We start from the raw sequence: 17430 nt of genomic DNA on the forward strand, positions 1-17430 counted from the left end.
GGTCATGATGATGACGGCCTTCTGCGAGACATGTGCGGCGCGGGGACCGACCCCGCGCCGAACCTTGATGCTAGAGGCGGCTGAAGGCTGCGGTCGAGGCCTTGAAGGCTTCGTCCACCGCGGCATCCGTAGTCTCGGCACCGGTCAGCACCTTGCCCATCATGATCTGGATCTGGTTGGAGATCTCCGGATAGACGGGCGCGCCCGGACGGGCCTGCCCGACCTTCAGGGCTTCGCCGAACGCCTTGTTGGTGTCGCTCGAGAAGATCTTGTAGGTCGAGTAGAAGTCGGCGCGGGTCGGCAGCTGTTCCTGCAGCTCGTTGGCCGGGCCCATGTAGATCTCACGGGCGAGATTGGCGCACATCTCGACCTTTGCCGGGTCCTTGGAGAAGGCCGCGACCGTCCAGCCGCCGGTGCCGGTGGAGCGTTCGTCCTTCGTCGGGCCGGGAAGCCGCGAGAAGCTCCATTTCGCAAGCTCTTCCGGCTCGAGGACCGACTTCAGCTGGCTGTACTGCCAGTTGCCGCCGACGAACAAAGCCGAGGTGCCGGCGGCCGCTGCCGCGTTGAAGTCGTCGTAATTGCCGATCGTCGCCACCCGCTTCGGTGCCGCACCGGATTCCACGAGGTCGCGATAGTAGTTGACGGCCTTGACGAATTTCTCCCGGTTCTCACCCTCGCCGAAGATCGGCTTGCCGGCATCGTCCACGAGCTTTCCGCCCTGGCCCCAGAAGTTGGAGAGCCAATCGAAGGTCGTGCCTTCATAGCGACCGCCGTTGAAGAGGATGCCCTCCATGCCCTTTTCGACGGAGGCGAGCGCCGCCTTCTTCGTATCGTCCCATGTCTCGGGCGCATCCGGAATGATTTCGGTGTTGCGGTAGAGCACGCGAAGGTCGGTCGACCACCACCAGGCATAGATCTGCCCGTCGGCACCGGTCACGCCCTCCCGAATGAACGGGAACAGCTGGTCGATCTCTTCCTTCTTGAAATAGGGCGAGAACGACTGCAGGACGCCGGACTTTTTGAAGAGCGGCAGCACGAAGCTGTCGACCGCGGCGCAATCCGGTGCATTGCCGGACTTGGCCTGTTCGAGCATGCGGGCCTGTTCCTGGCTGATGTCGCCGGACATCATCTGCAACTCGACCTGCCATCCCGCATGATTGGCGACGAACGCATTGAAGAGCTTGCTGTAGCCTTCGGCGAGAACCGGGTCGTTGTTGCGCGGACCATCCGAGGTCATGCGGAAGACGAGCTTGTTCGGCGCATCGGCCGGGCCGACGGTGTCGCCGGTGATGGTATCCTGTGCGAAAGCTGAAACCGGCAGCGTCATGGCGACGGCCGACAGGAGCGTGAGAATTCTGGTGTTCATTTCAAATGTCCTCCCCAAACGTTTTCAGGCGGCCGACCTCGTCTCGCCCAAAGCGATGCCCGAAGCGGCGGTGCGCGTTTACATCCTCGTCTCGCGGATTGCGAATGCCACAAGCCTATTGCCTGCCGCCTCTGCTCCCCTTCCGGCCCTGTCGCCTCCAACAACGATCTTCCCAGGCCGTGGAAATTAGATTAAATCACTTTTGTTTTGTGTCAAGCACTGTGTCGGGCACCGTGTCGGGAGGGATGATGATGGCGCGTTTGGAACTTGAGGAAATCCGAAAGTCCTATGGGGTCTTGGAAGTGCTGCACGGAATTTCCGTTACGGCAGAAGACGGCGAATTCCTCGCGCTGGTCGGCCCGTCCGGCTGTGGCAAATCCACGCTGCTGCGCGCGATCGCCGGGCTGGAGGCGATCACGTCGGGTGACATCCGGATCGAGGGGACGCGCGTCAACGACCTTGCACCGCGCGACCGCGACATCGCCATGGTCTTCCAGAACTACGCGCTCTATCCGCACATGACGGTCGAATCCAACATGGGCTTCGCCCTGCGGCTCGCGGGCCTTGCAAAGGACGAGATCGGCAAGCGCGTGGCGTCGGCGGCCGAGATCCTCGATCTCACGCGCTATCTCGACAGAAAGCCGGTGGCGCTTTCCGGCGGCCAGCGCCAGCGTGTCGCCATGGGCCGCGCGATCGTTCGCGCACCCAAAGTCTTCCTGTTCGACGAGCCGCTGTCCAATCTCGACGCAAAGCTGCGCGTGCAGATGCGGGGAGAAATTCGCGAGCTTCAACAACGCCTTGCGACGACGACGGTCTATGTCACGCACGATCAGGTCGAAGCCATGACCATGGCCGACAAGATCGTCGTGATGAACGGCGGCAAGGTCGAGCAGATCGGCCACCCGCTCGATCTCTACCGCAAGCCCGCCAATATTTTCGTGGCAACCTTCATCGGGTCACCGCAGATGAACCTGATTACGGGTCCGTTGGCCGACCGATATCGCGCCGCGACCATCGGCGTGCGCCCGGAACACTTCGATGTGCAGGCCTCGACCGGCACCGCCAACGACGGTGGAGGATGGCAAGGCCGTGTCGTTTCGGCGGAGTATCTCGGCAGCGACACCTATCTGGTCGTGGATGTCGATGGCGCTCCGCGCCTGCAGATTCGCACCCATGGCGGTCTGGTCCTGCCTGTCGGGCAGAGCGTCACCGTGAAACCCCACGAAGAATTCCTGTATCGCTTCGACGACCAGGGCATCGCACTTTAGCCGAACCTCAGGTCGTAGCTCTGCAGCAGGCGGCGACGGCATTCCGCAGACGGATTGACGATGGTCGAGTTTTGTCTTACGACTGACGAAATACAGAATTCGTCAGTCGTAAGGTAGTGGTTACATGAACACTGAAACGATGGAGGCGGCGCGGCAGGACACTGTCGTGCGCATTCTCGATACCGCCGAGAAGCTCTTCCGACATTACGGCTATGGCAAGACGAATGTTGCCGACATCGCCCGCGAGCTCGGCATGTCCACAGCCAATATCTATCGCTTCTTCGCATCAAAGGTGGAAATCCATCAGGCGCTCTGCAGCCGCATGCTGGGCGCGAGCTACGATCTGGCCCAGAGAATCGCAGCCTTGCCGCTGAGTGCCAGCGAGCGTCTGCGCCGCTACACGCTGGAACAACATAATCTGACGATGGAAACGATGATGGACGAGGAGAAAGTCCATGAGATGGTCGTCGTCGCCATCGAACGGGAGTGGCATGTCATCGAACGCCACATCGATCGCGTCAACGACCTGACGGCGCGGATCATCGCCGAGGGGATCGCCTCCGGCGAATTCCGCAAGCAGGATCCGCATGTCGCGGCGAAGTGTTTCAGCGCCGCAACCGTCATGCTCTGCCACCCGCAAATGGCCGCTCAATCCGCCGCCAAGGAAAATCGCGCTCAGCCGCACGATCTGGTCGATTTCGCGATCCAGGCGCTCAAGGCATGACCCGCGTTCAAGACCACGCTCACGATCAGGCCGGCGCGGGTCTCCCAACCGCTCGGCCCACACGCACAAGGATTATGGCCATGTCGAAACCATTCGCCGCAGCATTCCGCCATGCAACCGCGTTCGCTCTTGTGGTCGCGTCGGGATTGGCCCTTGCAGGATGCTCCGAAGAAAAGGCGGAGGTCAAACCGGACGTCCTCCGGCCGGTTCGCGTCATTACGGTGGCGCAGGACCAGACGGTCCGCATGCTGGATTATTCGGGCTCGGTCCGGGCGCGGACGGAGACGGCCCTCGGGTTCCGGGTTGCCGGCAAGGTGACGGAGCGCCTCGTCGATGTCGGCGACCCCGTGAAGAAGGGCGAGGTCCTCGCCCGGCTCGACACCACGGACACCACGCTGTCCGTTCGCGCGGCCGAGGCCAATCTGTCTGCCGCCGAACGGCAGGCCGAGACGGCAGAGCTCTCCCGCAAGCGGGCGGAAGAATTGTTTGCGTCCCAGGTCTCCTCGAAGTCACAGCTCGAACAGGCGCAACTGGCCTACAATCAGGCTGTTTCCACACGCGACTCCGCCCGCTCGTCGCTCGATCAGGCCCGAAACCAGGTCGCTTACGGTTCCCTGCCCGCCGATCGGGATGGGATCGTCACAGCCGTCAGTGCCGAGGTCGGACAGGTGGTCGCGGCGGGGACGCCGGTTCTTACCGTTGCGGCCGATGGCCAGAAGGAGGTGCTGATCGCGGTGCCGGAAACGGACATCTTTGCCTTTACGCCGGGCAAGGCCGTCGATGTCACGCTCTGGTCGAGCGCCGGCCTGACCCTGCCGGGCAAGGTCCGCGAGATCGCCGGCAGCGCCGATGCGCAATCTCGCACCTTTGCCGTCCGCGTCAGCCTGCCGGAAAACGAGCGTGTTCGCCTGGGCATGACCGCATCCGTCTCTGCTCGACAGGAGAACGGCCCTGCCCTCGCCTCCATCCCCTTGAGCGCGCTTGCCAAGGACGGCGACACGACGCTCGTCTGGCTGGTCGATGCGGCAAAGGAAACGGTGCATGCGCGTCCGGTGACCGTTGCCGATTTCAGCGGCGTGGCGGTCACCATCGCCGATGGCCTGAAGCCCGGGGATATCGTGGTGACGGCCGGCACACAGTTCATGCGCGAAGACCTCAAGGTCAAACTGCCGAACGACGCCTTGCCGCATCAGGCAAGCGTTGCGGGACCGGCCCCAGCCGCCCGCTGATCGCTGCCCGGACACCGAACCGACCCCATTGAACCCTTGCCGCAGCGCCCGGCCACGCCGCCTCCTGCGCGCCGGCAAACGAAAACGGAACGACGCCATGAAACCTCAAGGTCCCCTTTCCGGTCCGAAGAATGCCTTGCCAAGGGAAGCCGGCCTTGGGAATGACGGCGCGCAGCCGTCGTCCAGCACCGACGCACGTCAACGTTTCAATCTCTCGCGCTGGGCGATCGGCCATCCGAGCATCGCGCGGTTTCTGTTCGGCCTGATCATCCTGTCCGGCGTGTTCGGACTGATGAACATGGGCCAGAAGGAAGACCCGGATTTCACCTTCCGCGTCATGGTCATCCAGGCGCTCTGGCCCGGCGCCTCCATCGAGGACATGCAGGATCAGGTGGTCAACAAGATCGAGCGCAAGCTCCAGGAGACCCCGCATCTCGACTTCGTCCGCTCTTACAGCCGCGCCGGAAGCACGATCATCACGCTGCAGGTGAAGGGCGACACCGACGCCCGACAGGTCGCCGATGCCTTCTATCAGGTCCGCAAGAAGGTCGGCGACATCCGCTCCGAGCTTCCCTCGGGCATCATCGGCCCCTTCTTCAACGACGAATTCGGCGATACTTTCGTGACGCTTCATGCCCTGACGGGCAACGGCTACAGCTATCCCGAACTGAAGACCTACGCGATCACGGCGCGCGACATGCTTCTCGCCACGCCCGGCGTCGAGAAAGCCGTGATCATCGGCGACCAGCCGGAGAAGATCTTCATCGACGTCTCGTCGAAGGCGCTTGCCGAGCGCGGGCTGACGCTGAACGACCTCAGAGATACGCTCGCCGGGCAGAACGCGATCGACCCTGCCGGCAATGTGGATACCGGCGACCGCTCCGTGCGCATCTCCGTCGAAGGCGATGTTCGGAAGGTCGAGGATATCAAGAACCTGCGTCTGCGCTCCGGCAACCAGATCACGCGCCTGGGCGATATCGCCGCGGTGTCATCCGGGCTCGAAGACCCCTTTTCCAGAAAATACCGGGTCAACGGGCAGGACAGCGTCCAGATCGGCGTGGTCATGGCCAAGGGTTTCAACGTCATCGATGTCGGCAAGGCGATTGAGGCGACCTATGCACGTTTCGAAGACGCGCTGCCCTATGGCGTGGACATCGAGCAGATCTCCAACCAGCCGGAGGTGGTGACCGAAGCCGTCGGCGAGTTCATGAAGGCGCTCGCAGAAGCGCTCATCATCGTGCTTGTCGTGTCGTTCCTGTCGATCGGCTGGCGCTCGGGACTGGTGATCGCGATCGCGATCCCGCTCGTGCTCGCCGCCACTTTCGCCATCATGTATGAAATCGGCATCGACCTGCAGCGCATTTCGCTGGGCGCCCTCATCATTGCACTCGGCCTCCTGGTCGATGACGCCATGATTGTCGTCGAGTTGATGGAGCGCAAGCTGGACGAAGGGCTCGTCAAGATCGAAGCGGCGAGCTTTGCCTATTCCTCGACGGCCTTCCCCATGCTGACCGGCACGCTGATCACGATCGCGGGTTTCATTCCGGTCGGCTTTGCCGCCTCGACGGCCGGTGAATACGTCCGCTCCCTGTTCTACGTCGTCGGCATCGCACTCGTGGTGTCCTGGTTCGTGGCGGTCTATTTCACCCCATGGCTCGGCCATATGATCCTGAAGCAACGCAAGCATGCCGGCGGGCATCATGATGTCTTCGACACACGCTTCTACCGCCGTCTGCGCGCCACCGTCGCCTGGAGCGTGCGCCACCGCCTGATCGTCATTGCTCTGACGCTCGGCACCTTCGTGACCAGCCTCTGGGCGTTTCAGTTCATCCCACAGAACTTCTTCCCGCAATCTTCGCGTCCCGAGATCATGGTCGATCTCTGGCTTCCCGAGGGCACGAGCATCAAGGAGGTCGAGGCCCAGACCAAGGCGCTGGAAGCCCGTATCCTGGATGATCCGGACAAGCGTTTCGTGGCAAGCTATATCGGCGAAGGCGCGCCACGCTTCTTCCTTCCGCTCGACCAGCAGCTGCGCAACCCGAACTTCGCCCAGCTTCTCGTCATGGCAAACGACGAGCCGGCCCGCGAAAGACTGATCCTGAAGCTGCGCGACATGCTTGCGAAGGACTTCCCGTCGATCCGTTCCAAGGTGGACCGCCTCTTCCTCGGTCCGCCGACCGGATGGCCCGTGCAGATGCGCGTGAGCGGCACCGATCGCGCCGAGGTCCGCCGGATTGCGGACGAAGTGAAGAAGCGCTTCCAGGGCAATCCGATGCTGGGCGCCGTCCATGACGACTGGCTGGAGCCCGTGCCGGCCATGCGTCTGATCGTCGATCAGGATCGCGCCCGCGCGCTCGGCGTCACCTCGCAGCGCATTCGCCAGATGCTTCAGACCACGACCAACGGAGCACCCCTTGGGGATTTCCGAGACGGCGAGGAGACGGTGTCGATCGTCGCGCGCGAGCCGGACGAGAACCGCAAGCTGCTGTCGGCGGTGAACTCCGTCTATATCCCGACCGATTTCGGCGGCTTCATCCCCCTCTCCCAGATCGCCAAGGTGGTGCCGGTTCTGGAGCAGGGCGTCGTCTGGCGGCGCGACCGGCTGCCCACGATCTCCGTTCGCGCCACCCTGCCCGATGGCGTGCAGCCGAACGATGTGGTCACCCAGATGTATGCCGGCATGCAGGATCTGCGCGACGGTCTTGCACCGGGCTACAAGGTGGAAATCCAGGGCGGCGCCGAGGATGCCGCGGAAAGCCAGGCCTCGATCGCGGCGAAAGCGCCGATCATGCTCATGATCATCGTCATCCTGCTGATGATCCAGCTGCAGCACTTCGGAAAGGCGATGCTGGTGCTCGCCACCGGTCCGCTCGGCATCATCGGAGCGAGCGCGGCCCTGCTGATCAGCGGCGCCCCCTTCGGCTTCGTCGCCATTCTCGGCGTCATCGCCCTGCTGGGGATCATCATCCGCAACTCGATCATCCTGATCGACCAGATCGATCAGGATATCGCGGCAGGCATGAACCGCATGGACGCGATCATCGGCGGCGCCGTGCTGCGGTTCCGCCCGATCATGCTGACCGCACTGACCGCCGTTCTCGCACTGATCCCGATCTCGCGCGGCGTCTTCTGGGGCCCTCTCGCCTACGCCATGATGGGCGGTATCCTGGTCGCGACCGTCCTCACCATCTTCGTGCTGCCGGCGGCCTATGCCCTGTTCTTTGGCCGCGAGCCGAAACAGGCCAGGCAGGAACGGGAGCCCGAAAACCAGACGGACGACAACAGGGAGGTGCCCGCGCTGGCGGCGGAGTGAGATGGCGAGCGCTCGTGCTTGCGGCTGTCTTCAGGGAAACGTCTTCAGATAGGCGATGACATCCCGGATCTCGGCCTCGCTCCACAGGCCCCAGAAGCGCATGCTCGTGCCCGGAACCTTCTTTTTCGGGCTGTTGAGAAAGGCTGCGAGCGTCTCGTCATCCCAGACAAGGCCGGCATTGCCCGCGTCCGTCATTGCCTGCGAATAGCGGAAGTCCGGCACCATGCCGGCTTTCCGGCCCAAGACGCCCTTGAGATAGGGACCGTATTTGTTGGTCTCCGCATCCGGGACATGACAGGACGCGCATGTCTGGAAAACCCGTCGGCCGTGCTCGATGTCTTCGGCGGAGGCGAAAGGGACCGGGAGAAGAGCCGCAAGCAAGATGGAGATCCGGACGGCACGCATGCGTTCACTCCTCAAGCTTCGGCTTCGGCTTCGGCTTCGATCTGACCGAAGTATAGACGGTTGCGCGATGCCATCAAGACGGCCGAGCCCGAGGGCTTGAAGGCACATCCGCAGTGTCATCAGCGCTCGACGGTGCCGGTTTTGTCAAAAGTGCACCATCTCTTTATGTTTTTCTAATGTCTGGAACTTCTTACCAAATCTCGCGTTCTCTGACCGCTCGCACGTTTGCGATACGCTCTAAAGGACCCGAACAATATGACAATCCCAGCCTCTTCCTATCGTCCGACCGAAACCGTCTACGGTAGCGTGCCTTCAGTAACTGCGTCCTTGCACAAAGTATCCTGGGGTTCCATTTTCGCCGGCGTCGCGCTGGCGCTCGCCGTGCAGTTCCTTCTCAATCTCCTCGGCGTCGGCATAGGCGCTGCGGTCATCGATCCCGCACAATACGACAATCCGCAGGCCAGCACGTTTTCCATGGCTGGTGGTGCCTGGTTCGTCGTCTCCGGCATCATTGCGTCGTTCGTTGGCGGTTACGTTGCAAGCCGCCTTTCGGGCCGCCCCAGCAAGTCGACCGGCGGCTATCACGGCGTCACCGCCTGGGCCGTCACAGCTCTCGTCGTCCTCTATCTGCTGACGACCTCCGTCGGCGCAATCGTCGGCGGCGCGTTTAGCGGCCTGTCGAGCGTCGTCGGTGGTGTCGGTCGCACGGCCGCCACCGCTGCAACGACAGCAGCGCCGGCGCTGTCCGATGTTACCAACCCGATGGCCGGCATCGAGCAGCAGATCCGCAACACCACGGGCAATGATCCGCAGGCCCTCCAGAACGCCGCCGTATCTGCGATCCAGGCTGTCGTCACCGGTGACGAAGCAAGCGCCGAAGAAGCCCGTACGCGTGCTGCCGAAGCTCTTGCCCGCGCCCAGAATATCCCGGTCGATCAGGCCCGCACCCAGGTTCAGCAGTACGAGCAGACCTATCGCCAGAACATGGAAGCCGCCAAGCAGAAGGCCATCGAAGCTGCACAGACAGCAACGGCTGCCGTCTCGACCGGTGCCATCCTCGGCTTCGTCGCTCTGGTTCTCGGCGCCATCGCCGCCTGGTTCGGCGGCGTTGCCGGCACCAAGCGGGATCTGGACGACGTCCGCGTCTAAAGCCGGCTAAAGAAAGCCACCTGTGCGGCCGCCCGTCGAAAGACGGGCGGCTTTTTCGTGAGCTTCACGGTCCGGCATCGACCGGAAAACGCGAAACCAGCGTGCAGATCAGCCCACCCGGCGTGTAGTCCAGCTTGACGTCGCCCTTGAAATCCGCGGCGAGAACGCGGGTGATCAGCCGCGAGCCGAAACCGGACCGGGTCGGCTGAAGGACGGTCGGCCCACCCTGCTCTTCCCAGCGCATCGCGAAGCCCCGCGCATCCGATCCGCTCATGGCTTGCTCCCAATTGACGAGAACTCGGCCGTTCGGTGTGGACAGGGCGCCGTACTTTGCGGCGTTGGTCGCCAGCTCATGCATCGCCAGGGCCAGCGAAAGCGTTTGCTTGGGCGAGAGCGACAGATCCGGACCGGAAACATCGAACTGCGCCGCAGCCGCGCGATGCGGTGCCAGAGCGGTTTCGATGACTTCGCGGATGCTGCCCTTTTCCTGCGCCTCCCCCATCAGAAGGTCGTGCGCGTGTGCGAGCGTGTGCAGACGCGCATTGAAGGTGTCGCGCTGCTCCAGAATGGCTTCGCCTTTCAGGGTCTGCGACGCGATCGCACTGACCATCGCCAGCGTGTTCTTGATCCGATGCTGAAGCTCGCCATTCAGGAGGGTGTATTGGCTCTCTGCGTCCTTGATCGCCGTGATATCACGCACTGTGCCGATGAGACGCGTGGTCTGCCCCTCGGCCACGACCTGTGCGCGCGCGTGAATCCAGCGTTCCGGACGATCTTCGCCGGAGAGGACCCGATATTCAACATCGAGATGGCCCTCCCCCAGGGGGTCCAGAGCCTTTTCGACGGAGCGATCGAGAGACGGTCGATCATCCGGATGGACATGGGCGACGAAAGTCTCGAACGATGGCCGCTCCGTGGACTGCCGCCCGAGAAGAAAGGATGCGCGTGCATCCTCGGACGTCGCGACGACCCGTCCATCGACGATCACAGCTTCCCAGACGCCCATTTCGGCGGAGGAAAGCGCCAATTGCAGCTGCAGCTCACGTTGGCGAAGCGCCAGTTCGGCGCGCTTCAGATCCGTGACATCGTGCCCCTCGATGAACAGTCCAGTGATCCGGCCTTGTAGATCGCGGATCGGCTGGATGACGAAGTTCAGGTAGAAATCCTCCTCGGCCTCACCCGCGAAGCGCTTCAGACGGATCAACTCGCCGCGCCCTGTCAACGCTTCACCCGTCGCGTAGACGCGATCGAACAGCTTGAGAACCTGCTGGTCTTCCAGTTCAGGCAAGACGGAGCGGAACAGCCGGCCAACCGAGGCGCGCGGACCGATCAGGCGCGAGAAGGCGCCGTTGACGATCTTCACGACGTGATGCGGCCCCTCCAGCGTGCAGAGGAAACTCGGCGCGCTCTCGAAAAGGCGGCGCATGCTGTCGGCTTCCCGCATTGCGGCTTCGTGAAGCTCGGCCGACAGATGACTGGCTTCTTCTCGCGCCAGACGCGTTTCGGTGATGTCCCTCGATATCGACAGGAGGTGGGTCGGCACTCCGTCGGCCCCCGCTATGGGCAGAACCTGAACGTCCCAGTATCTTGGGCTGCCCTTCAGGGTGACAGCCGATCCGGAAAACCGGGAGGGAACACCCTGCTTTGCCGAAGCGATCGCCGCCTTCGCGACGTCATTGCCTTCACCAGCCCAGAAATCCGGCCACGGGCACCCCCGTATCGCATTGAAATCATCGACTTCCATGACCTGCTTGCCGCCATCGCTCATGAACTGGAGGTGGCCGTCCAGATCGAGGATCTTGATGCAATCTCCACAGCCTGCAAGAACGGCGGCGAGAAGATCGGCATTTTGAACAAGGCGTGGATCTGCGGCGGCGAGTTCTGCATTCATGCGCAGAACGGCGGGGGAAGAGGCTGCGGGGTTCATAAGCGTCAAGTCCATTTTTACATACAGTAGGCGCGCCGGATCGTTGCTCCAAAGCGCGCCCACTGTATGTTAGCTAACACGAAATGGGCCGAAAGCTGCCTGGATTCGTCGCGAGAGCGGCAGATGGTCAAGAATGACGATTCTCTCCAACGGAGACGTTTCCTCATGGTCTGCCGCGCATTTCGGTCTTAAACGGGATCATGCGAACAGGATCGTCGCAACGCTTCGACTTCGATTCATGATCCATTAACCCTATGGTTTCGTTTTCTTTTCGACGCTTGTCTCCCTAATCTTCGTTAGCCGGCATGCGACGTCCATTTGCTATTTCACTGGACGCCGCACAAGAATCATGGCGTAGCTTGGCGACGAATGGCCGCTAAAACGCATGCTGGCCGACAAGAGGGACAAATGGCGCTAAGAGATGACGTGCGGCGCGAAACCGCCGGGCAAGAGGATGCCGCTGCCAAAATCATGCGGCATGCCGGAATGCTGTCCAACCAGCTACAGCAGTTGCGCGCCCGCATGTACCCCCCGAAAGCCGAAAAGAACCTGCGTTTCTTTCTGACAAACGAGGTCTCAAAGCTGACCTCCATCCCCGATTCGACGTTGAAGCTTCTGTCCATCGAGGGACGTGGGCCAGTTCCAAGCCGTCTCGAGAACAACCATCGCGCCTATACGCTCAATCAGATCAATGAGTTACGGAGCTTCTTCGCGGAGCAGAAGCCATCGGAAGCCCAACGCTTCCTGCCACATCGACAGGATGGCGAGCATCTCCAGGTCCTCGCAATATCGAACTTCAAAGGCGGGAGTGCGAAGACCACGACAAGTGTGCATCTCGCGCATTTCCTCGCTCTGCATGGTTATCGGGTCCTTGCCATCGATCTCGATCCGCAGGCCTCGCTTTCGGCCATGTTCGGCGCCCAGCCAGAGGTCGACGTCGGTCCGAATGAAACGATCTACGCCGCCCTGCGCTACGACGATCAGCGCCGTCCGATCCGTGACATTATCCGCAAGACATATTTCGACGGCATCGATCTGATCCCGGGCAATCTCGAGGTCATGGAATATGAGCATGACACGCCGCGCGTACTTGCACAGCGCGGCGGTGGTGCCGGCGGCATTTTCTTCGAGCGGCTGAAGATGGCGCTGCTGGAAGTGGAGGCGGATTACGACGTCGTCGTTCTCGACACGCCCCCTTCCCTCGGCTTTCTGACGCTTGGTGCGATTTACGCAGCAACCGGAATGATCGTGACGGTCCATCCCGCGATGCTCGATGTCGCGTCGATGAGCCAGTTCCTGCTGATGATGGGAGACCTGATCCAGGTGCTGAACGAAAACGGTGCCGAATTGAGCCAGGATTTCTTCCGATATCTGATCACACGTCACGATCCGAACGACCAGCCGCAGTCGCAGGTTGTCGCGATGCTGCGGCACCTTTTCGGTTCCGATGTTCTTCTCGCCACGGCGGTCGAGAGTACCGCCGTCGAAGCCGCCGGGCTCGCGAAGCGCAGCCTGTACGAACTTGAGATCGGTCAGGTCGGACGCGATACGCATCGCCGCGCGCGCGAAGCGATGGACGCCGTCAATGAGAGCATTCTCGACCTTGTCCGGCAAAGCTGGGGCAGGACATGAGCAAGACGAAGAAATCGATCATTGCCAATTTCGGGCTCCTGTCGGCTGCGGTGGACGCCGATCCGCAGCGTGTCGAGCAAAATCCTGCCGCCAGCCCGCAATCCGGCCCTGCCCTTCCGCGCGTCGGCGCGGGTGTGATCGGTGCCGCTCAACGCTCGATCGGAGAGCTTCGCGACGAGCGCGACAGGCTGAAAGCCCTTGTCGAATCCGGCACCGGGGCGAGCCTGGAACTCGATGCTTCGCTTATCGACCCCTCCCCCTATCCCGATCGCCTAGCCGACGACAATGATGCGGATTTTGCAGCCTTCAGGGCGACCTTCGAGGCCGAAGGTCAGCGCATTCCGATCCAAGTTCGACCCCATCCCGAGCGCGCCGGGCGGTATCAGGTCATTTATGGCCATCGCCGTCTTAAGGCGGCTAAGGAGCTCGGGATACCGGTCCGTGCGCTCGTCGTCGAGATGTCGGATCGTGACCTCGTCGTCTCGCAAGGGATTGAGAACGCCGCGCGGCAGGACCTGACCTGGATCGAACGTGCACTGTTTACGGCGCGGATGGATGACGCTCAGATAAAGCCGCGCGACATCAAGGCCGCACTTGCGATCGATGATGCAGAGCTTGCCCGCATGCGCGGGGTTTACCGTGCAGTGCCGCTCGACATCATTGAGCTGATCGGTCGAGCACCGAAGGTGGGGCGCCCACGGTGGGGCGATTTCGCTAAGCTTTTTTCCGCATCCGAGGGCGGGTCCGTCCTTCTTCAGAAGCGCCTGCGCTCGGATGGCACGTCGACCATGAGTTCGGACGATCGCTTCCGCCTCGCACTGGCTGCTTTGAAGGCTCCCGCGATCATGCGCGATGACGGAAGCAACGATGTTCTCTCGCTGAGAGATCCGAGCGGACAGGATATCGCCCGGGTTAAAATTTCTGCGAAGGAATTGCGTATTGTCCATGCGGGCCCGAAAGGCGCTGCGTTCTCGGCCTTCCTGCAGGCTGAAATGCCGCGGTTGGTCGAGAAGTTCGAGCGCCGGGACGACGAGGACGCTTAAAAACCCTGTCACGTGACAGGGTTTCCCCGTTTTAGGGGCTGGCGAAACGATAACTAGGAAAGGATGCAGTATCGGTTAAACGAAAGGCCCCCAAGCGGCGAACCACCTGAGAGCCTTTGTTGTCTTGTAGCAGAGAAACGAATAGCTCCCTTCGAATCACTTGTCAACGTGAGAACGCCGCTTTGGTGACCGGAATCGTTTGCCCTACGCTTGGAGGCAACGAAAATGGACACTTATCTTGTGACGACGCCCTTTGGGCGGCGGCCGATGACGCTTGCCATGCTCACGGGACAGAGCACGGCACACAGCGAGCTTTCGCATTCGGTCGATAAATGGAAGCTCTACCGCGCACTCTGTGAAGCAAGGAGCCGCCTTGGCATCTCCGACCGTACGCTTGCGCTGCTGAATGCTCTCCTCTCCTTCTATCCAAAGACGGAGATATCCGCAGAAACAGGACTCGTCGTCTTTCCGTCGAACCAGCAACTGTCCCTGCGCGCCAATGGCATGGCGGAACAGACCATTCGACGCCACCTCGCCCTGCTCGTCGATGCCGGCCTGATCGCCCGCAAAGACAGCGCGAACGGCAAGCGCTACAGCCGCCGGCACCAGAATGGCGATCTGAGGGAGGCTTTCGGCTTCTCCCTTGCGCCCCTGCTCTCCCGCTCGTCGGAAATCGAGACCCTCGCACGCGAGGTTGTCGCCGATCGGCTTCAACTGCAGGAAGTTCGGGAGAGCCTCACCATTTGCCGGCGCGATGTTGCAAAGCTCCTTGCAATGGCGACGGCGGAAGGGGCGGCCGGCACCTGGGACGAGCATTACGGGACGTTTCGAGAGATTATCGACGGCATTCCTCGTAACGCTGCCGTCTCCCAAATCGCTGACGCCTACAGCAAGCTTCGCGATTTGCGGGATCTCATCATCAAAGCCTTGGAAGCATGGAAGAATACGCAAAAACCGAGCGGCAATCCCTGCCAGAATGAGCGGCACATACAGAAATCAGAATCCGAATCTTCTCTTGATTCTGAACGGTCATCTCACATGAAAACCAACGACGAGAAACCAGATCGCCCAGCAACGAGCAAGATACCGACGCTGCCAAATTCGCTGACCCTCGTTCTCGCAACATGCCCATCGATATCGGACTACGCTGCGCGCTGTGAAATTCGAGATTGGCGAGACTTGACGTCAGCCGCAAATGTCGTCGGCCGAATGTTCGGGATCAGCCCGTCTGCCTACGAGGCCGCCTGCGCCACGATGGGCCCCGTTCCCGCCGCTGTGGCGATCAGCTGCATTCTCGAACGGAGCGAGACGATCCGATCGCCGGGCGGATACCTTCGCCATTTGACGCAACAAGCGAAGGTCGGGAAGTTTTCATCGTCCCAAATGTTGATGGGAGTCGTAAAATCGAGGAAGACGGCGCGAACGGCGGAGCCGCATCTGTGATTTGCAAGAGGTCGGTGCATTTTACGGCGGGGCTACCGGCGCTCCCGTTAAACCCTGTCAGCTGGCAAGGTTTGAATGAGCTTGGCGAGCCAATCTACGAAAACCCGAACCTTATTGCTCAAATGCCGGCGTTGCGGATAGACGACATAGAGGGGAAGAGCCTTCGCGGTCCATCCGGGAAGAACGGGCTTCAAGGTACCGGAGGCCAAGGCGTCCTCGACCATGAAGCCGGGCGCGACAGCCACGCCCAGCCCGCCGATTGCCGCATTGACGTAGGAGCGCGCATCGTTCACGGAGAGAATGTAGTTCGGCGTGATCTCCACGGAGCGCTCGCTACTTTGCAGCTCGAGATCCATCACGCGACCGGATTGCGCGACGAGATAGCCGACGGCAACATGGTCTCGCATGAGATCTTCGGGCTCTTGAGGCTCTCCGAACTTCTCGATGTAGAAGGGAGCGGCGCAGAGCGTCATCGTCATCTCGCCGACCTTCCGGGCGATCAAGGACTGGTCACCGGGTGTGCCCCCACGAAGGGCGCAGTCCACGTTTTCGACGACATAATCGACGAGCCTGTCGCCAACGCCAATGTCGAGCTTGATCTGGGGATAGCGCTGGTAGAAGTCGCAGAGGGCAGGGATCACGACGAGGTCGGCAAAGGCGCCGGCCATCTCCACCCGAAGCCTCCCACTCGGCTGGGATTGGGAGTTGCTGAGACTGCTGTCGAGTTCATCGAGTTCCGAAAGGATCTGGACGGCGCGCTCGTAATAAAGCGCTCCGTCTGTTGTGACGATGACCCGGCGGGTGGTGCGATTGAGAAGCGTGGTGCGCAACCGCGCTTCCAAGCTCTGGACGAAGTTCGTCACCGTCGTCTTCGGCATGCCCAAAGTGGTTGCCGCTCGTGTAAAATTGCCGGTTTCGACGACACGCACGAACACGCGCATTGCGGAGAGTTGGTCCATCGCGTCGGTTTCCTACCATGCACGTTATTGTTCGGAAATTCGGGACATTGATACCCGATGGGGCATACTTGTGCGAATGAATGGAACAATACTAGATAAACAGACCGATGGGCAAGATGGCCGTGGGAAGCGGACGATCGATATGACGAGCGCCTGGCAGACAATCGCAATTTCGACGGACCCCGGTCCCGGTCTGAGCGTGCGCATGTACGAGAGCGAAGCGCCGCGCAAGCCACGTCCTCTTGTTCTCTATCTTCACGGCGGCGCGTTCCTCGAAAGCGATCGTCCGGATCGGGAGCGGACTGTTGCGCGGGCGATTGCCGATACCGGCGCTGTCGTCGTGGAAGCTGCCTATGGGGAAATGTCCGATTTCTGTTTTCCACAGGTCCTCGATCATGCCTGTTCGGCGCTCAGCTACATTGACGAGCATCGCAAGATGCTGGGCGGAACCGCGAAATCACAGCTCTTCGTGGCGGGCGAGGAGGCGGGGGGCAATATTGCGGCTGGCGTTGCTCTGAAGGCGCGGGATCGCTTTCCAGGTCGGCTCACAGGCCAAATCCTCTTCTCGCCATTGATCGATCCGCGCATGACGTCGATCTCGATGCGGGAGGCAGAGGTCTCCCTGCGAGAACGTTGGGCGGATGGGTGGAGGCACTATATGCGGGCCGTCTGCGGTGGCCAGCATCCCTATGCGGCGCCCTGCGAGTGCTCACGTCTGATGGGGGTCGCGCCGGCTCTTCTCGTGACGTCGGAGGACGATCCCCTGCGCGATGAGGTGCTGTCCTATGCGGGGCGGCTTCGAAACGCGGGCGTCTGCGTTCGAGAAAGAATTCTCCCCGTCAGCCTTGGGTGGACGGGAATTTACAGGGAATACACGGGTCCATGGATCGAGGCGGTAGGCGCCGGATTCTCGGCCTTTGTCGATGAGCTGCGGTCGGGAGATCCAGCAACAGTCTGAAGAGGCTCTATCAG

At 61.6% G+C, this 17430-nt stretch carries 13 protein-coding genes; 9 read left to right on the forward strand and 4 right to left on the reverse strand.

The window, feature by feature from the left end:
* Nucleotides 1-70: 70 nt before the first annotated feature.
* Entirely contained in the window at nucleotides 71-1366 is a 1296-nt protein-coding gene (locus tag C8J36_RS21805) for an extracellular solute-binding protein (RefSeq protein WP_062596778.1), read from the reverse strand.
* A 251-nt stretch (nucleotides 1367-1617) separates the two neighbouring features.
* Here C8J36_RS21805 and ugpC point away from each other — a divergent pair, with 251 nt between their 5' ends.
* From ugpC to C8J36_RS21825, 4 genes are all read left to right on the forward strand, one after another.
* Complete coding sequence (ugpC, locus tag C8J36_RS21810) at nucleotides 1618-2634, forward strand: sn-glycerol-3-phosphate ABC transporter ATP-binding protein UgpC (RefSeq protein WP_132537470.1); 1017 nt, start codon at nucleotides 1618-1620, stop codon at nucleotides 2632-2634.
* Nucleotides 2635-2758: 124 nt separating this feature from the next.
* The gene (locus tag C8J36_RS21815; RefSeq protein ID WP_132537439.1) at nucleotides 2759-3358 is read left to right on the forward strand and encodes a TetR family transcriptional regulator; all 600 of its coding nucleotides are present in this window, start codon (nucleotides 2759-2761) and stop codon (nucleotides 3356-3358) included.
* 80 nt (nucleotides 3359-3438) lie between these two features.
* Nucleotides 3439-4587: an efflux RND transporter periplasmic adaptor subunit gene (locus C8J36_RS21820; RefSeq protein ID WP_132537440.1), complete on the forward strand. Its 1149-nt coding sequence runs from the start codon at nucleotides 3439-3441 to the stop codon at nucleotides 4585-4587.
* A 97-nt stretch (nucleotides 4588-4684) separates the two neighbouring features.
* Nucleotides 4685-7900, forward strand: a complete 3216-nt coding sequence (locus C8J36_RS21825) for an efflux RND transporter permease subunit (protein WP_132537441.1) — start codon at nucleotides 4685-4687, stop codon at nucleotides 7898-7900.
* A 30-nt stretch (nucleotides 7901-7930) separates the two neighbouring features.
* Here C8J36_RS21825 and C8J36_RS21830 read toward each other — a convergent pair whose 3' ends face one another.
* Complete coding sequence (locus C8J36_RS21830; RefSeq protein WP_132537442.1) at nucleotides 7931-8305, reverse strand: cytochrome c family protein; 375 nt, start codon at nucleotides 8303-8305, stop codon at nucleotides 7931-7933.
* A gap of 255 nt (nucleotides 8306-8560) precedes the next feature.
* On the opposite strand from C8J36_RS21830, the gene C8J36_RS21835 reads away from it, so the two are divergent.
* Nucleotides 8561-9454, forward strand: coding sequence for a PhnA-like protein (locus tag C8J36_RS21835; RefSeq protein ID WP_132537443.1), 894 nt, complete (start codon nucleotides 8561-8563; stop codon nucleotides 9452-9454).
* A 64-nt stretch (nucleotides 9455-9518) separates the two neighbouring features.
* Here C8J36_RS21835 and C8J36_RS21840 read toward each other — a convergent pair whose 3' ends face one another.
* The gene (locus C8J36_RS21840) at nucleotides 9519-11396 is read right to left on the reverse strand and encodes a PAS domain-containing protein (RefSeq protein WP_132537444.1); all 1878 of its coding nucleotides are present in this window, start codon (nucleotides 11394-11396) and stop codon (nucleotides 9519-9521) included.
* 393 nt (nucleotides 11397-11789) lie between these two features.
* Here C8J36_RS21840 and repA point away from each other — a divergent pair, with 393 nt between their 5' ends.
* The 3 genes from repA to repC all read left to right on the forward strand — a co-directional run bounded on the left by repA (nucleotide 11790) and on the right by repC (nucleotide 15499).
* Nucleotides 11790-13013 carry a plasmid partitioning protein RepA gene (repA, locus tag C8J36_RS21845; RefSeq protein WP_245506697.1) on the forward strand — a complete coding sequence of 408 codons (1224 nt, stop codon included), beginning with the start codon at nucleotides 11790-11792 and terminating at the stop codon, nucleotides 13011-13013.
* Complete coding sequence (gene repB / locus C8J36_RS21850) at nucleotides 13010-14056, forward strand: plasmid partitioning protein RepB (protein ID WP_132537446.1); 1047 nt, start codon at nucleotides 13010-13012, stop codon at nucleotides 14054-14056. Before repA ends, repB begins: the two co-directional genes overlap by 4 nt.
* Nucleotides 14057-14281: 225 nt before the next feature.
* Nucleotides 14282-15499, forward strand: a complete 1218-nt coding sequence (gene repC / locus C8J36_RS21855; RefSeq protein ID WP_132537447.1) for a plasmid replication protein RepC — start codon at nucleotides 14282-14284, stop codon at nucleotides 15497-15499.
* Between the two features lie 47 nt (nucleotides 15500-15546).
* Here the strand turns inward: repC and C8J36_RS21860 are convergent, their stop codons facing one another.
* On the reverse strand, nucleotides 15547-16440 hold the full coding sequence (locus C8J36_RS21860) for a LysR family transcriptional regulator (protein ID WP_245506694.1): 894 nt from the start codon (nucleotides 16438-16440) through the stop codon (nucleotides 15547-15549).
* Between C8J36_RS21860 and C8J36_RS21865 the strand changes: the two genes are divergently transcribed.
* Nucleotides 16322-17416: an alpha/beta hydrolase gene (locus C8J36_RS21865; RefSeq protein ID WP_245506695.1), complete on the forward strand. Its 1095-nt coding sequence runs from the start codon at nucleotides 16322-16324 to the stop codon at nucleotides 17414-17416. The genes C8J36_RS21860 and C8J36_RS21865 overlap by 119 nt on opposite strands.
* Nucleotides 17417-17430 lie beyond the last annotated feature (14 nt).

Origin of the sequence: Rhizobium sp. PP-F2F-G48 (genome assembly GCF_004342335.1) — a bacterium.
In the GTDB taxonomy this organism is placed as follows: domain Bacteria; phylum Pseudomonadota; class Alphaproteobacteria; order Rhizobiales; family Rhizobiaceae; genus Ferranicluibacter.

What these genes read in the sequence shown, in the direction of transcription:
- C8J36_RS21840 (WP_132537444.1), bottom strand. Translation starts at nt 11,396, where the DNA reads ATGGACTTGACGCTTATGAACCCCGCAGCCTCTTCCCCCGCCGTTCTG.
- C8J36_RS21820 (WP_132537440.1), top strand. Translation starts at nt 3,439, where the DNA reads ATGTCGAAACCATTCGCCGCAGCATTCCGCCATGCAACCGCGTTCGCT.
- repB (WP_132537446.1), top strand. Translation starts at nt 13,010, where the DNA reads ATGAGCAAGACGAAGAAATCGATCATTGCCAATTTCGGGCTCCTGTCG.
- C8J36_RS21825 (WP_132537441.1), top strand. Translation starts at nt 4,685, where the DNA reads ATGAAACCTCAAGGTCCCCTTTCCGGTCCGAAGAATGCCTTGCCAAGG.
- C8J36_RS21805 (WP_062596778.1), bottom strand. Translation starts at nt 1,366, where the DNA reads ATGAACACCAGAATTCTCACGCTCCTGTCGGCCGTCGCCATGACGCTG.
- C8J36_RS21815 (WP_132537439.1), top strand. Translation starts at nt 2,759, where the DNA reads ATGAACACTGAAACGATGGAGGCGGCGCGGCAGGACACTGTCGTGCGC.
- repC (WP_132537447.1), top strand. Translation starts at nt 14,282, where the DNA reads ATGGACACTTATCTTGTGACGACGCCCTTTGGGCGGCGGCCGATGACG.
- C8J36_RS21830 (WP_132537442.1), bottom strand. Translation starts at nt 8,305, where the DNA reads ATGCGTGCCGTCCGGATCTCCATCTTGCTTGCGGCTCTTCTCCCGGTC.
- repA (WP_245506697.1), top strand. Translation starts at nt 11,790, where the DNA reads ATGGCGCTAAGAGATGACGTGCGGCGCGAAACCGCCGGGCAAGAGGAT.
- C8J36_RS21835 (WP_132537443.1), top strand. Translation starts at nt 8,561, where the DNA reads ATGACAATCCCAGCCTCTTCCTATCGTCCGACCGAAACCGTCTACGGT.
- ugpC (WP_132537470.1), top strand. Translation starts at nt 1,618, where the DNA reads ATGGCGCGTTTGGAACTTGAGGAAATCCGAAAGTCCTATGGGGTCTTG.
- C8J36_RS21860 (WP_245506694.1), bottom strand. Translation starts at nt 16,440, where the DNA reads ATGCGCGTGTTCGTGCGTGTCGTCGAAACCGGCAATTTTACACGAGCG.